This window comes from Alloprevotella sp. oral taxon 473 str. F0040 (assembly GCF_000318095.2).
Taxonomy (GTDB): domain Bacteria; phylum Bacteroidota; class Bacteroidia; order Bacteroidales; family Bacteroidaceae; genus Alloprevotella.
Window position 1 is genome coordinate 85566 of the sequence record NZ_KB290717.1, and the last position, 15492, is coordinate 101057.

Annotated in this window: 12 protein-coding genes and 1 tRNA gene; 1 reads left to right on the forward strand and 12 read right to left on the reverse strand. The window is 42.1% G+C overall.

The window, feature by feature from the left end:
• Positions 1–248 precede the first annotated feature (248 nt).
• Entirely contained in the window at positions 249–1154 is a 906-nt protein-coding gene (locus HMPREF9999_RS05950; RefSeq protein WP_044063230.1) for a glucosaminidase domain-containing protein, read from the forward strand.
• A gap of 92 nt (positions 1155–1246) precedes the next feature.
• On the opposite strand, the gene HMPREF9999_RS05955 is transcribed toward HMPREF9999_RS05950, so the two are convergent.
• From HMPREF9999_RS05955 to HMPREF9999_RS06010, 12 genes are all read right to left on the reverse strand, one after another.
• Positions 1247–1912, reverse strand: coding sequence for a 4'-phosphopantetheinyl transferase family protein (locus HMPREF9999_RS05955; protein ID WP_009437599.1), 666 nt, complete (start codon positions 1910–1912; stop codon positions 1247–1249).
• 75 nt (positions 1913–1987) lie between these two features.
• A complete protein-coding gene (locus tag HMPREF9999_RS05960) occupies positions 1988–2380 on the reverse strand; it encodes a single-stranded DNA-binding protein (protein ID WP_009437600.1) in 393 nt (130 codons plus the stop codon).
• A gap of 103 nt (positions 2381–2483) precedes the next feature.
• Entirely contained in the window at positions 2484–2957 is a 474-nt protein-coding gene (locus tag HMPREF9999_RS05965) for a DUF4293 domain-containing protein (protein WP_009437601.1), read from the reverse strand.
• Positions 2958–3192: 235 nt separating this feature from the next.
• Positions 3193–3537: a DNA-directed RNA polymerase subunit omega gene (locus HMPREF9999_RS05970; RefSeq protein WP_009437602.1), complete on the reverse strand. Its 345-nt coding sequence runs from the start codon at positions 3535–3537 to the stop codon at positions 3193–3195.
• Positions 3538–3601: 64 nt separating this feature from the next.
• The gene (locus HMPREF9999_RS05975) at positions 3602–4450 is read right to left on the reverse strand and encodes an outer membrane protein assembly factor BamD (RefSeq protein WP_009437603.1); all 849 of its coding nucleotides are present in this window, start codon (positions 4448–4450) and stop codon (positions 3602–3604) included.
• 698 nt (positions 4451–5148) lie between these two features.
• Positions 5149–6624 (reverse strand): Do family serine endopeptidase, encoded by a 1476-nt coding sequence (locus HMPREF9999_RS05980; RefSeq protein WP_009437605.1) that lies wholly within the window; start codon positions 6622–6624, stop codon positions 5149–5151.
• Positions 6625–6759: 135 nt separating this feature from the next.
• Positions 6760–7887 (reverse strand): radical SAM family heme chaperone HemW, encoded by a 1128-nt coding sequence (gene hemW, locus HMPREF9999_RS05985; protein ID WP_009437606.1) that lies wholly within the window; start codon positions 7885–7887, stop codon positions 6760–6762.
• A 102-nt stretch (positions 7888–7989) separates the two neighbouring features.
• Complete coding sequence (gene lysA / locus HMPREF9999_RS05990; RefSeq protein WP_044063299.1) at positions 7990–9129, reverse strand: diaminopimelate decarboxylase; 1140 nt, start codon at positions 9127–9129, stop codon at positions 7990–7992.
• Between the two features lie 140 nt (positions 9130–9269).
• Positions 9270–10583, reverse strand: a complete 1314-nt coding sequence (locus HMPREF9999_RS05995; protein ID WP_009437609.1) for an aspartate kinase — start codon at positions 10581–10583, stop codon at positions 9270–9272.
• 145 nt (positions 10584–10728) lie between these two features.
• A complete protein-coding gene (locus tag HMPREF9999_RS06000) occupies positions 10729–11415 on the reverse strand; it encodes a cell division ATP-binding protein FtsE (protein WP_009437610.1) in 687 nt (228 codons plus the stop codon).
• A gap of 316 nt (positions 11416–11731) precedes the next feature.
• A tRNA-Thr gene (locus HMPREF9999_RS06005) sits at positions 11732–11805 on the reverse strand.
• A gap of 424 nt (positions 11806–12229) precedes the next feature.
• Positions 12230–14914 (reverse strand): hypothetical protein, encoded by a 2685-nt coding sequence (locus HMPREF9999_RS06010; protein ID WP_009437611.1) that lies wholly within the window; start codon positions 14912–14914, stop codon positions 12230–12232.
• Between the last annotated feature and the right edge of the window lie 578 nt (positions 14915–15492).

Consider the following 15492-nt stretch of genomic DNA (forward strand, 5'->3'; position numbering starts at 1 on the left):
TACCGCGTTCATCTACAAAATGTTTTCCCATTAAATCTACCATTTAGCTTTCCCAGAAGGTGACTAAAGAGATACGCTATACCTCAGACTAGTCGCTTTTTGGGAAAGCTTTTATGGGTTCTAACAGTTGTTATCCTTAAAGTGTTGCCATAATTCGGTGTCTACTTGTGAGCTTTGCATATTTTACAATCAAGAGTACGTATATCTTCTTCGGAAAATCGTAACTTTGTAGTTCTAACACCTATCGCATGCATCGAATTTTACTATATTGCGTGGTTCTTTGTTTGAGCCACTTGTCTGTCTTTGCCCAAGCAGAGGCTTATCGTCAGTATATCGAGACGTATAAGTCCATGGCTATAGATCAAATGTTGCGCTATCGTATCCCAGCGAGTATAACCTTGGCACAAGGTCTCCTAGAGAGTAATGCTGGTCGCTCAACGTTGGCAACCCAAGCCAATAATCATTTTGGTATTAAAACTGGGGGCACATGGACGGGACCTTTTGTCTTACGCACAGACGATGCCCCTAATGAGCAATTTAGAAAATATACTTCTGTAGCAGAGAGTTATGAGGACCATTCGCTCTTCTTAGTTGGGCGCAGACGTTATAGCCCACTTTTTTTTCTCGATTTATATGATTATCGGGGATGGGCGAGAGGATTGAAAGAGTGTGGTTATGCCACAAATCCCAGATATGCAGAGTTGCTCATAGGAGTCATAGAACGATACGACTTGGTACAGTACGATCGTTATCAGCGCAGCCATGAGAGCCATTACCAAAGAGAAATCGAACAAAGGGCAGAACTAGCTGCACGACGTCTATATCTCTGCAATGACCTCGTTTATGTTGTGGTTGGTCCAGGAGATTCGTTTGAGAGTATAGCCCGAGATATGCGGCTTTCAGAGCGTAAGCTTCGCAATTATAATGAGGTGGATAAGCATTATCAATTGACACGTGGAGAAGTCGTTTATCTCACTAAGAAGAAAAGTCGCGTAGCCAAGCCTATTCGTGATACTTATCATGTAGTTGTAGCAGGTGAATCTATGTATAGCATTGCTCAACGATATGGTATTAAACTCCATAAATTGTATAAATGGAACAATCTGCCTCCAACCTATACTCCTCAAGTTGGAGCTGCTCTATTACTGAGATAAGGGATAATCTAAAAAGCATTGAAGAAATATTCTAGTTTCTTCAATGCTTTTTCTATGTGGTTGTGTCATAAATCTAGACCCACAACGACAATTCACTCTGCAAATTGTGCAACTGCAAAGGCGCAGTCCATGAAACGCCCAGCTTCAATGAGTACATCCCTCTGTAAAGTGGGCAACTCCACCATGATTTGGCCATCTTTGTAGTATAATCTCATTTGATCTAGAAAAAGAAGGCCAGGATGATTGCATAACTTATAGGTTGCTTCTTTGGCGCACCATAATGCTGTGGGAGTAAGGGTAGGAGAGAGTAGCCGTTGCTCTTCTGCGGATAAGAACTTGTGTTGCACCCGTGCTGCCTTCTCGCTGATAACTTCTAAGTCTAATCCTATAGGCTGTAAATTTGTTCCTAAGGCTATGGCCACCCATTGGTGAGAGTGAGAGATGCTTAAAGTTGGGAACACCCTTTTTTCATTTGGTTTGAAACGTATGTCCTCAAGTGAAGCATAATCCTCTTGGCTGACGAGAAAAGGAGCACCATGTTCGTTATATGCTATCCCTATGTTGTCGCCCAGTATATCATGCATGAGCAGTCGAGTAGCTAACCACTCACGCTGACGTTGCATAGAACGAAATTGTTGCACTTGCGAAGCGTAGTCAAGGTGAGTGGGCAACAGTGCCAACAATTGCTCGGGCGACTCTGTGAGTTGCCACAACCAAATGTTGGCACTGCGGGAAGAAAGAGAAGTATATTTAGGCATAAACCTCAATCAGTCCATGAAACAATAATGCGATGCAGAAGTCTTCAAACACCAAAGCCCGTATAATCTGTAGCCTTAAAATGGGGCTTCTGTTTTTGAGGCTTCAGGAGTAGAAGGAGTATTAGCTGTAGAACTTTGGCTTTTCGGAGTAAGCATCTCCATGTTGTTCACCCATATTTCTGTGATGTAGCGCACAATACCTTGATGATCTGTGTAGTTACGAGTTCGTAGCTCTCCTTCTACGTATAGTTTGTCGCCTTTTCTCACATAGCGTTCCACCACCTCTGCTATTTTTCTCCAGAAAAGGAGATTATGCCATTCGGCACGATCTGGCACCTGAGTACCATTGGGGAGAGTATAGCCAGGAGTATTTGTAGCTAAGACCACCTTAGCGGTGCAGACTCCATTGTCGATGTAACGTATTTCAGGGTCTTTGCCCACGTTGCCAATGAGCATTACTTTATTCATTGCGTAAGATTCCTTTAAACAAAGCCTTGCCTAGATTGCTCTTCGCAGAAGCTCTGCATAAGCATCTAAGGAAGTGTGATTTGTATCTATTGTGAGGTAAGTCTTAACGGATGCGATCAGCAGAGCGGAGTAGAGCTTGGTCACGACGCATTGCACGCAAAGCCATAATGCCTAGTACAAAGGCGATGGCGGGGAATAGGGTACCCAGCTGAGGTATATTGCCCGATAGTTGCTGAGTGGTGCTCATATCATAGATAATGAAACCTAGAAAAGCCAAATAAGCTACTGTACTGAAAAGTGCTAATACAACGAGAGTAATGGCTTTACCCAACTTTCTGAAAGAGAAGAAAGACCAACCATAAAGAACTATGGAAAGTGCAGCAAAGAAACTCAGGACAACGGGGTAGAGCATAGGAGCTGAATAACCTGGCTGCGAGGTGCTGATACCATAATTGTAGAGTAAATAGCTACTTTGTACTTCTGTGCCAATACTCCAAGCCCAAACGGGAAGGAAAAATGTGAGGGTCAAAACTGTGATGGCTAGAAGGAGATAGATAGATTGGATACGTTGAATCATGGAGAATAATGATAAGTCTGTAGGATAAGGAAATACTATTCTGCTCATTCAATTGGGCTATGCTAGAAAATATCAATGATGCATTGCATCATAATCCTAGGGAAAAGGGCATTCTAACATAGCATAAAAGGAGCTTACAAGCTTCCTGTATAATGAGTTGGAAACATGAAAGGTCTTTCAGGTCAATGACGACACCGAAAGACCTTCTTCTCGATAGGACAGTAGGGACTACTGTTTAGTCTTTATTAAGCTGTTGATTACGTTCCTTATTAGGGTTTTTGAAGTAAACCTTACCGCGAAGGAATTCATCAGCAGCAATCAAAGTTGCCTTAGGTAGACGTTCGTAGTAACGTGAGATTTCAATTTGCTCACGGTTCTCAAAAGTCTCTTCGAGATTGTCATTGCTAGAGGCAAACTCTTTCAGTTTTTTGTTGAGATCCTCTTTCATTTGTGCCGAGATTTGGTTGGCACGTTTAGCTATGATCACCAAGCTTTCATAGAGATTGCCTGTATCTTCGGCCAAATCCATGAGATTGTGAGTCACAGTGTTGGTGGGAGCTTTTGACTTCTTGTAGTCCATGATGTATATAGAGTATTTTTAGATGCAATATTGGGAGAAAGTACAATAATCTTTATGACGACCCTTAAGATTGTGCTATGTTTTGTGGTTTCGCCATAAAGGCTTTGGCACGATTGAAGAGTAGAGTAGCTTTAGGTAAGAACTTAGATTTCGGATATTCATTGACGAAACCATAGTACTCGTCAATGGCGTTTTGGAAACGTTCTGTCTTTTTGGACTCTACACTTTGTTCTGCTAGTTCAAACTTGGCACGAAGGATGAGGATAGCAAAGTCTTCTCGCCGTTCACTATAAGGAAAATCACTGATGGCATTTTGCGCTGTCACTACACATGCCTCATAGTTGTTACCGCTACTGCTGCTACTACTAGTTCCAAAGTAGGTGCCTAAATCGAAATACAGTTTTGCAGCTGCGTATTCTTTCTCGATGAGCTTGTCCTGCATCACAAAGATGAGACGCGTAGCTTCCTTGCGGTATCTGCTATCTGGGAAATCTTCCGTGAACTTTTGGAATTCAGTGATTGCTTTATATGTGTCACTTTGATCCAATTCTGGCTCGGGAGTATTTTCATACAAGGCTAATCCTGAATAAAAGTGAGCTTCCTGCACATAGTATCCACGGGGATAGGTCTCATAATACTTCTTGAAATAGCCTGCAGCTGCACTGTATTCTTTGTCGCGGTAGGCAGACATTCCAAGTAAGAAAAGAGCTTCTTCGGCGCGGTCCGTTCCTTTAGCACCAGCGATGAGGTCGGTGAGCAGTGTACTAGCCTTGGTATAGCTACCAGCATAGTAGTATTGTTTCGCTGCTTCGTATCTTTGGGTGTAATCGCTAGATTGCAGCAACTTTTCATAGTCGGAGCATGATGCGAGAACCGCAACCATGAGAAGCAGCAGGAGGAGAGTCTTCTTCATGATACACTATTTAGGGTGCAAATTTACACATTTCTGGTGAGGGTGCAAAACATTTTAGGACGTATTTTGGAGTAGGCACTGATTTATGATAGGCCTGTTAGAATATAGAGCATCCTCGTATGGGAAGGTTAAGCATAAGTGGTATATTAATGCGATTATCTTTAAGCATCTTTGTTATGAACTAAAGTGTTAAAATCACGAATCATCAAGACAAATTCGTGTGTCTAATGAGGTATGATTTCACGATTATTTAGTAGAATCTTCAAGTGAACGTTGATGAATTTTGAGATATGCTCCAAGGGAAGTTGGAACATCTCCGACATTTTCCGAAACATCTCGGACATTTCCCAGCTATTACTCGGAGATAATTTGATTTTCTTCGGAAAACATACTCGGACTTCATGGGGCACATGTCTAGAAACTCTGACTTAACCGCTATAGATGAGATAATTATTGAGGGAACAAAGGAGGAAAAGAAGATTGTAGGCTGTCTTATAAGTTGGAGTGAGTTTGACGAGCAATGTATATCTATTATCTCAGTGTTAAAAGCGAGGGAAGAATGAGTATGAAAAATCTCGTGAAAGGAAGGCACGCAAGAGTGGTTATATGCAGTAAGACACAAAATGAGAGAAACTCTTTAGAAGTTTCTCTCTTGCTATAGTCCTAAAAAATAGAAATAGGGGGACTCGGTCTAAGCACTATTTCCTTTTCTTCGTGGTAATTTGGGATTCGCCTAGTTCAACTGTGTAAGAGCGGTTGAGCCCACTTTGTGTCTTAGCACGAATCCACAGCACACGATCGGTACTCATATTGGCAACTTTCACGGCTTCTTCGAAATCGGATACCGAGTTAATGACTTTGTCATTCACTTGGGTGATGATGATGCCTTTAGAAAGCCCTGCATCTTGGAGTTTACCAGCCTTTATACTGCTAACAATGATACCATTCTTCAAGCCTAACTCTGATTTTTCTGCATCAGTGAGGGGACGGAGAGCAGCACCCATGGATTCAGTGTCCACGCTTTCAATCTTTGACGTTGTGCCTTGAACATTACGCAACGTGAGAGTGGCAGTGTATGTCTTTTTCTTACGTACATAGGTAATACGTATCTTATCACCAGGACGGTGAGCTGCCATGATTTCTTGGAGATTGCCAAACTTTTCGACTTTGGCACCATCTATTTCTGTGATGACATCTCCGCGCTTTAGACCTGCTTCTTCAGCAGCACCGTCAGCAGAAACTTCTTCGATATAGAATCCATTAAGTACACCTAAATCAGCTTCTTTCCCTTTCTCCTTTTGAGCATCAATATAGCTTGATACGTCTGTGCCCGCAACTCCGATGAGAGCTCGCTGCACAGCACCAAATTCTCTAAGATCCTTTACCACCTTGTTCATTATGGTGGTGGGAATAGCAAAGCCATATCCTGAATAAGAGCCTGTTTGTGAATATAGCATAGCATTGATTCCTACTAATTCACCTTTTACGTTGACGAGTGCTCCTCCAGAATTGCCAGGGTTGATAGCAGCATCAGTCTGAATGAAGCTCTCCATAGTAGTGTTACCTTGGAGTGATCGGGCTTTTGCACTGACGATGCCAGCCGTAACTGTAGAGGTGAAACCATAAGGATTGCCAATGGCAAGAACCCATTCACCAACTTTTAGGCTCTCGCTACTGCCCACTGTTACGGGTTTCAAATCTTTTGCTTCTATTTTAAGTAGTGCGAGGTCAGTACTCTTGTCTAGACCAATGATGCGTCCTTTATATTCTCGATTATCATTGAGTTTTACTAGGATTTCGTCTGCATCTTCCACTACGTGGTTGTTGGTGACAATGTAGCCATCTGCAGAGAGGATGACACCTGAGCCAGCACCACTGCGTTTGGGAGCTTGTCGTTGCTGAGGACTTCGTTGTCCACGTCCGAAAAAATCACCGAAGAAATCGGAAAATGGATCGATATCTTGCATTTGTGTTTGGCGACTGGTGCTAGACACCTTGATATAAACCACTGACTGTGTGGCAACTTCAGCTGCGGTGGTCAAATCTACGGGTTGAGTTACCGATGCTAGGCTTGGAGCTGAGGTCATGGGGTGTGCTGTCCCTGCGACGTTACTAGCCTTGCCTTGGGCAAGGAAGGCTGATAAAAAGAGTGCTAGAACTATTTTCTTTTCCATTTGTATAGCATTTTATGGGTCGATGCTCGCAAAAGTAACCTATTCTACCATTCCTTGCAAGTATTTTCTAGGAAAGGTGGTGACGTTTTATCACAATTTTACAGAACAATTGCGCTATATTGTTTGTTGGCATAACTACGGCCACATAAGTTCACTCATGATATCATCTGAAACAAAAATGCCAGCATGGGTGAGTTGCAAACGTTGGTCTGATGTGATTATGAGAAGTTCGCGCTCTAGAAATGGCTGTGCTGTTCGTAGAAGATAAGATTTACGTTTATCGTCAAGTTCTTCCAGATTGACGCCTTCTCGAGTGCGTAATCTTGTGAGAATCATTTCGTCATATCGTTCATCTGTAGTGAGTGTCTCTATCTGATGGGGGACGTCCGCAAAAGGTGCTTTCAATGTGCTTGCAGCGTTGTAGGCGCGAAGTTTGTGTTCGTTGAAGCGGCGGATAGAGTGTCCGTCATAAGAATGCGCACCTGGGCCAAATCCTAAATAGGAAAGGCCTTTCCAATAATTTGAATTGTGGCGAGAGCGGAAGCCGGTTTTGGCAAAATTAGCTATTTCATATTGTTCAAAACCCGCTATCTGAGCTCTATCTGAGAGGAAACGAAACATGGCTAGGGAGGTGTCTTCATCACATTCCTCTACTTTCCCTCTTGCGCGATCATAATAGAGTGGTGTGCCCTCTTCATAAGTAAGGGCGTAGGCAGAGAGATGTTGGATGTCAAGAGAAAATGCTTGTTCTAGTTCCCACTGCCAATCCTCGAGAGATTGTTGCGGAAGGCCGAACATGAGGTCGATGCTGAGATTTTTTATCCCAGCTTCATGTACGTTGTCAATGGCTGCTCTAGCTTGTTGAGCTGTGTGGCGGCGGTTGATTGTTATGAGTTGAGTGTCATTGAAACTCTGTACCCCCAAGCTCACCCGGTTAATGCCTAGTTGTACCAAATGTCTAGCCTTTTCGAGGGTGATGTCATCTGGGTTAGCTTCAAAAGTATATTCAGCGTCAGGTGCGATGCGAAAGATGCGATGGAGAGCTTCAAAGCATTGCTCTAATTCTTCGGTGTCTAGTTGAGATGGAGTGCCTCCTCCCAGATATACTGTTTGAATAGTGTCTTTGGTTTGTCTATGTTGCATTTCTGCGATAAGACTATGTACATAGGCGTCTCGCTCCTTTTTACCATGTATGGTGCTATAGAAACTGCAATAGCTGCAACGCTTCTCGCAAAAAGGAACATGAATGTAGATTCCTGCCATAGAGGAGGGGGATGAAAAATCGCTTCCGTCTTAGCTAATTATGGATAAGAATATTAGATAAGATGGAAGCGATGAGTTGAATAAAGAAAGAATAAAAGTGGGTTATTCGGCGATGTGACCTGGTAAGCGGCGACAATTGTATTGCGAAGCCATTATCTCACCATAGGCTCCAGCTGAGCGGAAGGCTAAAAGGTCGCCTCGTTGCGGAGTTGGCATCACATAATCTGTGGCAAAAACGTCGCTACTTTCGCATATAGGCCCCACCACATCGAATGATGCCTTAGGAGCTTCTGGATGCGAAAGATTGTCTATTTGGTGTGTGCTACCATACATGGCTGGGCGTATTAAGTCAGTCATACCAGCATCAACAATGACGAAACGTTTGGAGTGCCCTTCTTTGACATATAGTACTCGACTTATTAGGCTGCCACATTGAGCAACGATGGAGCGTCCAAGCTCAAAATGCACGGATTGGCCTTCGCGAAGTTGAAGTTCTTGTTTGAAAATAGTGAAATAGCTGGCAAAGTCAGGAATAGCTTCAGTATCGGGGGCTGTATAATTCACACCTAGACCTCCACCCACATTGAGTGTGGGAACGAAGATGCCTTCTTCTTCAAGCGAAGATTGGAGTTCATTGATTCGGATGCATAGCTCTCGGTAGGAATCAAGTTTGGTGATTTGGCTTCCAATGTGAAAATGAAGTCCAATAAATTGGATATTAGTAAGAGATGCAGCACGACGAATTGCAGGAAGAGTATCTTCTAGTGCAAGGCCAAACTTGTTTTCGTTTAACCCTGTGGTGATTTTAGCGTGAGTGTGTGCATCTACATTGGGGTTGATACGGAATGCCACTCGCGCTACGAGATTTTTTCTGGCAGCCAATTCGTTGATTATTTCAAGTTCTGGCAAACTCTCTACATTAAAGCATTGAATTCCAAGATCTAGTGCTCGAAGGATTTCCCAGTCTGCCTTGCCTACTCCTGCAAAAACGATGTCATTAGCTGCAAAACCATGCTGGTGGGCCATTTCTATTTCTCCACCACTCACGCAATCTGCCCCAAAACCATGTTGTGCAATAATCTGTAATACTTCATGAGCCACACAGGCTTTGAGTGCATAATGGACGTGGAAGTTGGGACTATCGGCAGTGGCGGCTGTAATACTATCAAGTGTTTGCTGGAGAAGGGTAAGATTATAATAATAGAATGGAGTTTCACACAGGGCAAAGCGGGAGATGTTCATCGTACTGTTGAGGGGGCTATAAGGAATGGCCACTATGGCTCCTTGGGGTTGGGAGTATAGAAAAGCATTTGTCCTTAAGAGCCACGAAATGCTCAGAAGGACAAATGCCTTATAGTCTTGCTATGAGGTTGGATTGTATCCTAAAATAGGTGTTTTTGTAGGGCTTGAAGAGCAGCTTGTTTATGTTCCATGCTAACAAGGAAGGAAATGTTGTGGTCGGAACCTCCATAGCTAATCATGCGCACGGGGATGTTTTTAAGAGCAAGTGTGGCATCGCTTTCAAAGCCACGATTGGTCCAGCGTAAATCGCCGACTACGCAGACAATGCACATGCCTTCGTCGACTACTACGGTGCCTACTTCTTTAAGTTCGTCTACAATGGAAGCTAGGTGGCTAGTGTTGTCGATGCTAAGAGATACCCCAACTTCGCTGGTGGTAATCATATCTATGCTCGTTTTATATTTGTCGAACACGCTGAAGACTCTGCACATGAAGCCCGTGGCTAAGAGCATGCGAGAACTTACTATCTTGATAACCGTGATGTTGTCTTTAGCTGCTACTGCTTTAATGCGCCCTTCTTCGCAATCGTTGTTGATGAGTGTGCCTGGTGCTTGGGCATCCAAGGTGTTTTTAAGACGAACTGGCACTCCTGCATAGCGAGCTGGCTGAACACAAGTGGGGTGGAGTATCTTTGCACCAAAGTAGGCGAGCTCTGCAGCTTCTTCAAAACTGAGTTGGCGCACGGGAGTTGTGCCTTCTACAAAGCGAGGGTCGTTGTTGTGCATCCCATCAATGTCTGTCCAAATTTGGATTTCATTGGCACGAATAGCGGCTCCAATGAGAGAGGCTGTGTAGTCTGAACCACCTCGTTGGAGATTGTCGATTTGGCCATCGGCATTGCGGCAGATGAATCCTTGGGTGATGTAGATGTCATAGTCAGGATTTTTCTCCAACAAATAGGCCAAACGCTCACGGATATAAGGGAGGTCAGGCTCTCCATTTACATCTAACCGCATGTAGTCAAGAGCAGGCAAAAGAATGGCTTTGACACCACACTCTTTTAGGTACTCTGTCACCATGTTGGTGCTCATAATTTCCCCTTGGGCTAGAATGGCTTTCTCATCAGCTTCACTGAACTCGCGCGTGCGGAACTCGTGTAGTTGTAAGAAAATATTGTCAAGGCGTTCACGCACCTTTGTAGTGGTCTCTTCTTTAGAGTAGAGTAGAGGGAGATGCTGCTTATAGATGGTGTGAAGTCTATTGACCATGTTGCTCGCACCTTCAGGATTACCTTTGCGTAAGTAATCAGCTATCTCAACAAGACTATTGGTGGTACCACTCATAGCTGAGAGTACCACAATCTTAGGTTCTCCATCTTCAGTAATGAGTCGAGATACTTCTTTTATTCTTTCGGGCGAACCAACGGAGGTGCCGCCAAATTTGTAGACTTTCATATTGTGAAGCTATAGCTTTTTTGGGTGCTGTTTGATGGATGTTATCTGAAAAAGTGGGTGAGGGATGGCTAAAAGAGGGTATTATAAACTTCGACGCTTTATAAGCCTATCATCAAGTTCTTAAGACTCCCCCTGATTGTTTCTCTTATATATCAGAGTTACCAAATTGTTTGGTCACATTGATAAGGTGTCCCTCTGCACACTGGTAAACTGTGCCTGGATAGGCGTTGAGGTAAGTGCGATTGTGTGTCACCATCACTACAGCGGTATCTTCATTAGTAAGTGAGCGGAGGAGTTCGAGGATGCGTTGTCCCGTTTCCATATCAAGGTTTCCCGTTGGTTCATCCGCCAAAATAAGTGCTGGTTTGTTGAGAAGGGCACGAGCAATCGCTACGCGTTGCTGTTCTCCACCAGAGAGTTCATGAGGGAATTTATTGATTTTCTGTGACAATTCCACTTGGTCTAATACCTCACGGATGCGAGACTCTCGCTCTGACTTGACTTTCCACCCTGTGGCACTGAGAACAAAATCGAGGTTTTGTCTTACTGTGTGGTGTTGTAACAAAGAAAAGTCTTGGAATACGATGCCCAGATGGCGACGTAGTTCGGGAAGATGCTTGTTTTTAAGTTGGAGTAAATCGAAATCAAGCACCTTTGCTTCACCTTCTACCACATCACATTCTGCATAAAGTGCTCGAAGTAACGAACTCTTTCCACTTCCTACGCGACCAATGACGTAGACAAACTCACCGTTGTTCACGTGAAAGTTTACATTTTCAAGGACCTTTTGGTCGTCAATACAGATGTTTGCGCCTTTAATATCAATGAGCATAAAAGATAACAGTCAGAAGGGTGAATGAACGATGGAGAGCTTTCAAATACAGAGAAAAAACACTATGCGAGCTAAGAAGTGTCCCCATTTGCTCTGAGTGCAAAAATACTCTTTTTTTTTGAGATAGCATGCTTTTAGATTGGATTATCTATTATTCATGCCCAATAGACGAATAACAGAGAAAAGGGGAAAGTAATTTTGGCTCAAAGATTTTTAGCAGTGCATGAAGGCGGAATGCACAAGTGATAGAAGTTTACAGCTAATCGCGCTACTAGATATAAAAAAACATCCAGCATATCTGCTGGATGTTTGGGGGAGCCTCTTGTCGGATTCGAACCAACGACCCCGAGATTACAAATCACGTGCTCTGGCCAACTGAGCTAAAGAGGCGGGTGGGAAAGCTAACCACATCGCGCTGCTACAACTAACTACCTTTGCTGCGATCAAGCCCTGGAGGATTTGAAAGGAGCTAGCCGTGTAGCACTTTCCCGTGTGGTGCATTCCTTATCGGTTTGCGATTGCAAAGGAACAACATTTTTCTGAAACCTCCAAATGTTTTGGTGATTTTTTTTCGAAAAAGTGCATTTTTCTTCATTGTTCTCCCTAGAATGCTCTATTTCTTAGGTGAAACTAGCATGAAAACTTGAGACGGCAAACCTGATACTCTCTTGAATGTGTTGGATAATTTGTTAGGAAAATGATTACTCTTGTAAGCTATTGTGCGTAAATTGTTATAACCTTCATCTAGTGCATATACACGAAAATAAAAAAATGCCCGAAGTCTTATTGTCGACTTCGGACAAGTACATTATACCTACATTGCTTTGTTCATTAAATGTGGGTTGATAGGCGCTAAACAGGGTACAACTTGTATGTCAACTTCTCCTTTAATGGGGGTACTACAGTAGGGCATGGTAACTTCAATAGTATATTTTCCAGAGTTGCTAATTTGTGCATCTGTAATAGTACAATCTTGATTATGAGATAGAACGTGTCCTTGAGGATCTTTCCATGTATAGTTTGGGAGGCGCACAGCGTGTAACTCTATTACGTCGCCTATACATAGTACTCTACGTGGCGTGGACCCTATATTGTAGGTTTCATAGTCGGCTATTGTAATCGCTTGGATAAAGTTAGTGCAGTCATCAATAATGTGCAATGTATATTGTTCACCTGCAGCACCATATTCAAAGTGTGCTACATCGTTTGTGCCTAACTCGTATGTGGCATCTTCAAGTTTCTTTGTATTGTTCTTGTCCCATAATTCATAACGATAAGGCAATGTTCCTCCTTTCCCTTTCACAAGTATGTGTCCTATACTACGCTTATTGCAAGTATAAGCCCATGTATCAAGTTGAGAAAGTCCTAAAGGCTCCCGTTTTACCTGGAACGTCTCAGACCCCAGAAGTGAATATTCGGGAAAGCGTCTATCGTATGTTTGTTCCCAATGGGCAGATATGACATAATCACCATCGTTAGGTAGTTGTATAACTTCTCCAGCTCTATAGAGTCTGGTGTCTATCGCAGCGGAAACCGATGGATTAGATGGACTAAAGGATAGAATACGGAAGACTGTATTATTAGGCTGAGGTTTCCCTTCAAAACAGATGACTCCACTAGGTGTTACTTTACCTCCATGGCAATTTATCGATGTCGTGAGACTAAAGTTTTTGAGTTCATACCCTCCTTTTGCCATGAAAGGGATTTCGCTATTGCCGCATATAGGGTCTATGATTTCTATGCGATAATTGCCAGGAGGAAGTTGTATATTATTGAAAGAAGCTGCAGTCTGTCCTTTAGAATCCGTTTCTGCTATAAGTTCATTGTTACGATAAAGACGGAGAATTTTGGGGTCTGCCGATAACTCTCGTACACTAACTATTGCAAGATTAGGGGTGTTACTAATTTGATAGGTAATTCTGTCTAATTGGGGCTTTTGTTGGCTTTTGTAATTATTCTTGATTTCTTTGTATGAAATTAAAGGGTTATTCTCCAAGTAGGCGTGGAAAATATAGTTTTTATTGTAAAGTAATCTAGGACTGAGTTGGTGAGTTGCACTTGTAAAGGTGTAACTTTTAATAGGAATTGTTGAGCCTTCTTCGATGATGTCTACTTTAACAGGAGAGCATGTGCTAACTAAATCAGGAACAAAGTTTATTTGCCAACCATCACAATAATCTTTTTTTGAGCCTAATTGGTTGAAATATCCTTTTGCCTCACCTTGGTAACTGGCTCGTTGTACCCCATTAGCATCCTTTACATCAATTTTATACTTGGTTCCTATTGGTATTTCAATGATCGCACTTTTGTCTCCTGGCTTATTTATTGTAATGGGGCCATAAATAATTTGTTTACTTCCGTCATCTTTTAGAGCTGTCAAAGTAAGAGGGTAACAGAATAGTCCACTTGATAGCTTATTAGGAGCTATAGTTATAGTCTTATAGCCACAATTTGCGCTATTCGTTATTTGAGGGTTTTCTAAAGTAGGAGAACTAAATTGAGCTGGAGATGTATAAATTATATTGTGACAGCGACGTAGTCTAACATAAACTTGTAGTTTTCCACGTGTATTGTAATAATCGCTCAACTTATACGGGGCTATGCTTACTGGATATTCACTCTCGTATTTGAAGGTTGTCCAACTCGTAGGTTGTTCTCCTGGTTTTGCTATACCGATTTCAAATAGTCCAGCATTAATAGTTTTCATTAAGTCTCGATTGTTGCGGGTCTTATTATCAAATAGAATTTTTACTAAGGGTTTGTCGCAAGAATATTCATTTGAGACGGCTGTATTATAGGGAGCGTATGCCGTGAATAAGTTGGAGTTCTCATAACGAAATTTTGGGAGTTCTGTTAATTCTCCAAGGTTAAACGAGATTGTTTTAGTGTAGCTACATGCATCCGAAACTGTGAATTGATACATTCCAGCTGGATAGTCATCCTCCTGTAGGGTTATTGTTCCCGCTTTTGCTAATACGCCACTTCTTCCTATATAGCTTGGATTAGGAGCTTTAGTAATTTCATAACGATAAGGCGGTCTACCACGTTGTATTTGTATAGAAATCTGACCTGTTGCACAGGTAGTATAACTAGCTCTCGAGTAAGCAGGAACATAGTCTGCTAGCATTTCCTGGTAGTTTCCTTGTACTACTACATGTTCATTTTTTCTTACAATGTCGTTTCTTAGCTTGTGAGGATCGTGTCCTATAACAGTAAGAGTGTATTTACCTGCTGGGAGAAATTCAAAGAGAGGTGTACTTTGATTAGGAAAAATGGGTGCGTTAGGGTATTCTGGGGTTAGTGCGTATTCGAAAATAAAGTCAGTCGGAGTTTTAGTCTTAACGATGGCTTTAATACTACCATCCTTTGCACATTGCGAAGTTGTAGTTATAGGGTTGTCGAGGGTAAAAGTTGGTTGTTGAGAATATAGGGTGAATGCGAAACCAAAAAAGAAACTTAGAAGAAAAGATATATATATAGAAATCTTAGGGTATGTCATAGGACGAAGTTCTTGCTATCAAGACAATGAAGGTGGTTTATCTAGTTGGTAAAAGTAGTCAAGTGAGTTTATTTAGCTTGTTATTGGTTGTTTCTATGCATGAAAATGTGTCTATATGAGCTGTAGTATATAGTAATTTATGCAATGATTTAACTCTGCAAAAGTAGTGATTTCTTAGGGAAAGAACACGTTTTATTTCTAGAAAAAACAAGTATCTTAAACTAGCAATTTTCTTATAGAGAATTCTTGTTTGATATTTCGCTATAATTACTCTAATACTCGGTTGTTGATGTAGAGTAAGATGTTTAATACGAGAGAGGGCTTTTAAGCATGCATCATAAGATGTAACTTAGTGTCGCTCCTAGAAACTTCATGGTTTTCTAAAGGGTGCAGTCATTTTATATTATAGCTGTCTGGTAAAAGTTTTACATGACTAAAAAATAAGGCTGAAACCCTCTTGCAGGATTTCAGCCTCTTTTGTTACTTTGCTTGTTGCAAAAAACAGTAGTAATATGAGCAGAAGTACATGTTTTACAAGACAGCCGGTCTATAGTCAGGTCATTAAATTGCTGGATAAA

Bases quoted from the DNA above. Each gene is read 5' to 3' on its own strand.
- lysA (WP_044063299.1), bottom strand. From the start codon at position 9,129: ATGAACATCTCCCGCTTTGCCCTGTGTGAAACTCCATTCTATTATTAT.
- HMPREF9999_RS05995 (WP_009437609.1), bottom strand. From the start codon at position 10,583: ATGAAAGTCTACAAATTTGGCGGCACCTCCGTTGGTTCGCCCGAAAGA.
- HMPREF9999_RS06000 (WP_009437610.1), bottom strand. From the start codon at position 11,415: ATGCTCATTGATATTAAAGGCGCAAACATCTGTATTGACGACCAAAAG.
- HMPREF9999_RS05960 (WP_009437600.1), bottom strand. From the start codon at position 2,380: ATGAATAAAGTAATGCTCATTGGCAACGTGGGCAAAGACCCTGAAATA.
- hemW (WP_009437606.1), bottom strand. From the start codon at position 7,887: ATGGCAGGAATCTACATTCATGTTCCTTTTTGCGAGAAGCGTTGCAGC.
- HMPREF9999_RS05980 (WP_009437605.1), bottom strand. From the start codon at position 6,624: ATGGAAAAGAAAATAGTTCTAGCACTCTTTTTATCAGCCTTCCTTGCC.
- HMPREF9999_RS05975 (WP_009437603.1), bottom strand. From the start codon at position 4,450: ATGAAGAAGACTCTCCTCCTGCTGCTTCTCATGGTTGCGGTTCTCGCA.
- HMPREF9999_RS05955 (WP_009437599.1), bottom strand. From the start codon at position 1,912: ATGCCTAAATATACTTCTCTTTCTTCCCGCAGTGCCAACATTTGGTTG.
- HMPREF9999_RS05965 (WP_009437601.1), bottom strand. From the start codon at position 2,957: ATGATTCAACGTATCCAATCTATCTATCTCCTTCTAGCCATCACAGTT.
- HMPREF9999_RS05970 (WP_009437602.1), bottom strand. From the start codon at position 3,537: ATGGACTACAAGAAGTCAAAAGCTCCCACCAACACTGTGACTCACAAT.
- HMPREF9999_RS05950 (WP_044063230.1), top strand. From the start codon at position 249: ATGCATCGAATTTTACTATATTGCGTGGTTCTTTGTTTGAGCCACTTG.
- HMPREF9999_RS06010 (WP_009437611.1), bottom strand. From the start codon at position 14,914: ATGACATACCCTAAGATTTCTATATATATATCTTTTCTTCTAAGTTTC.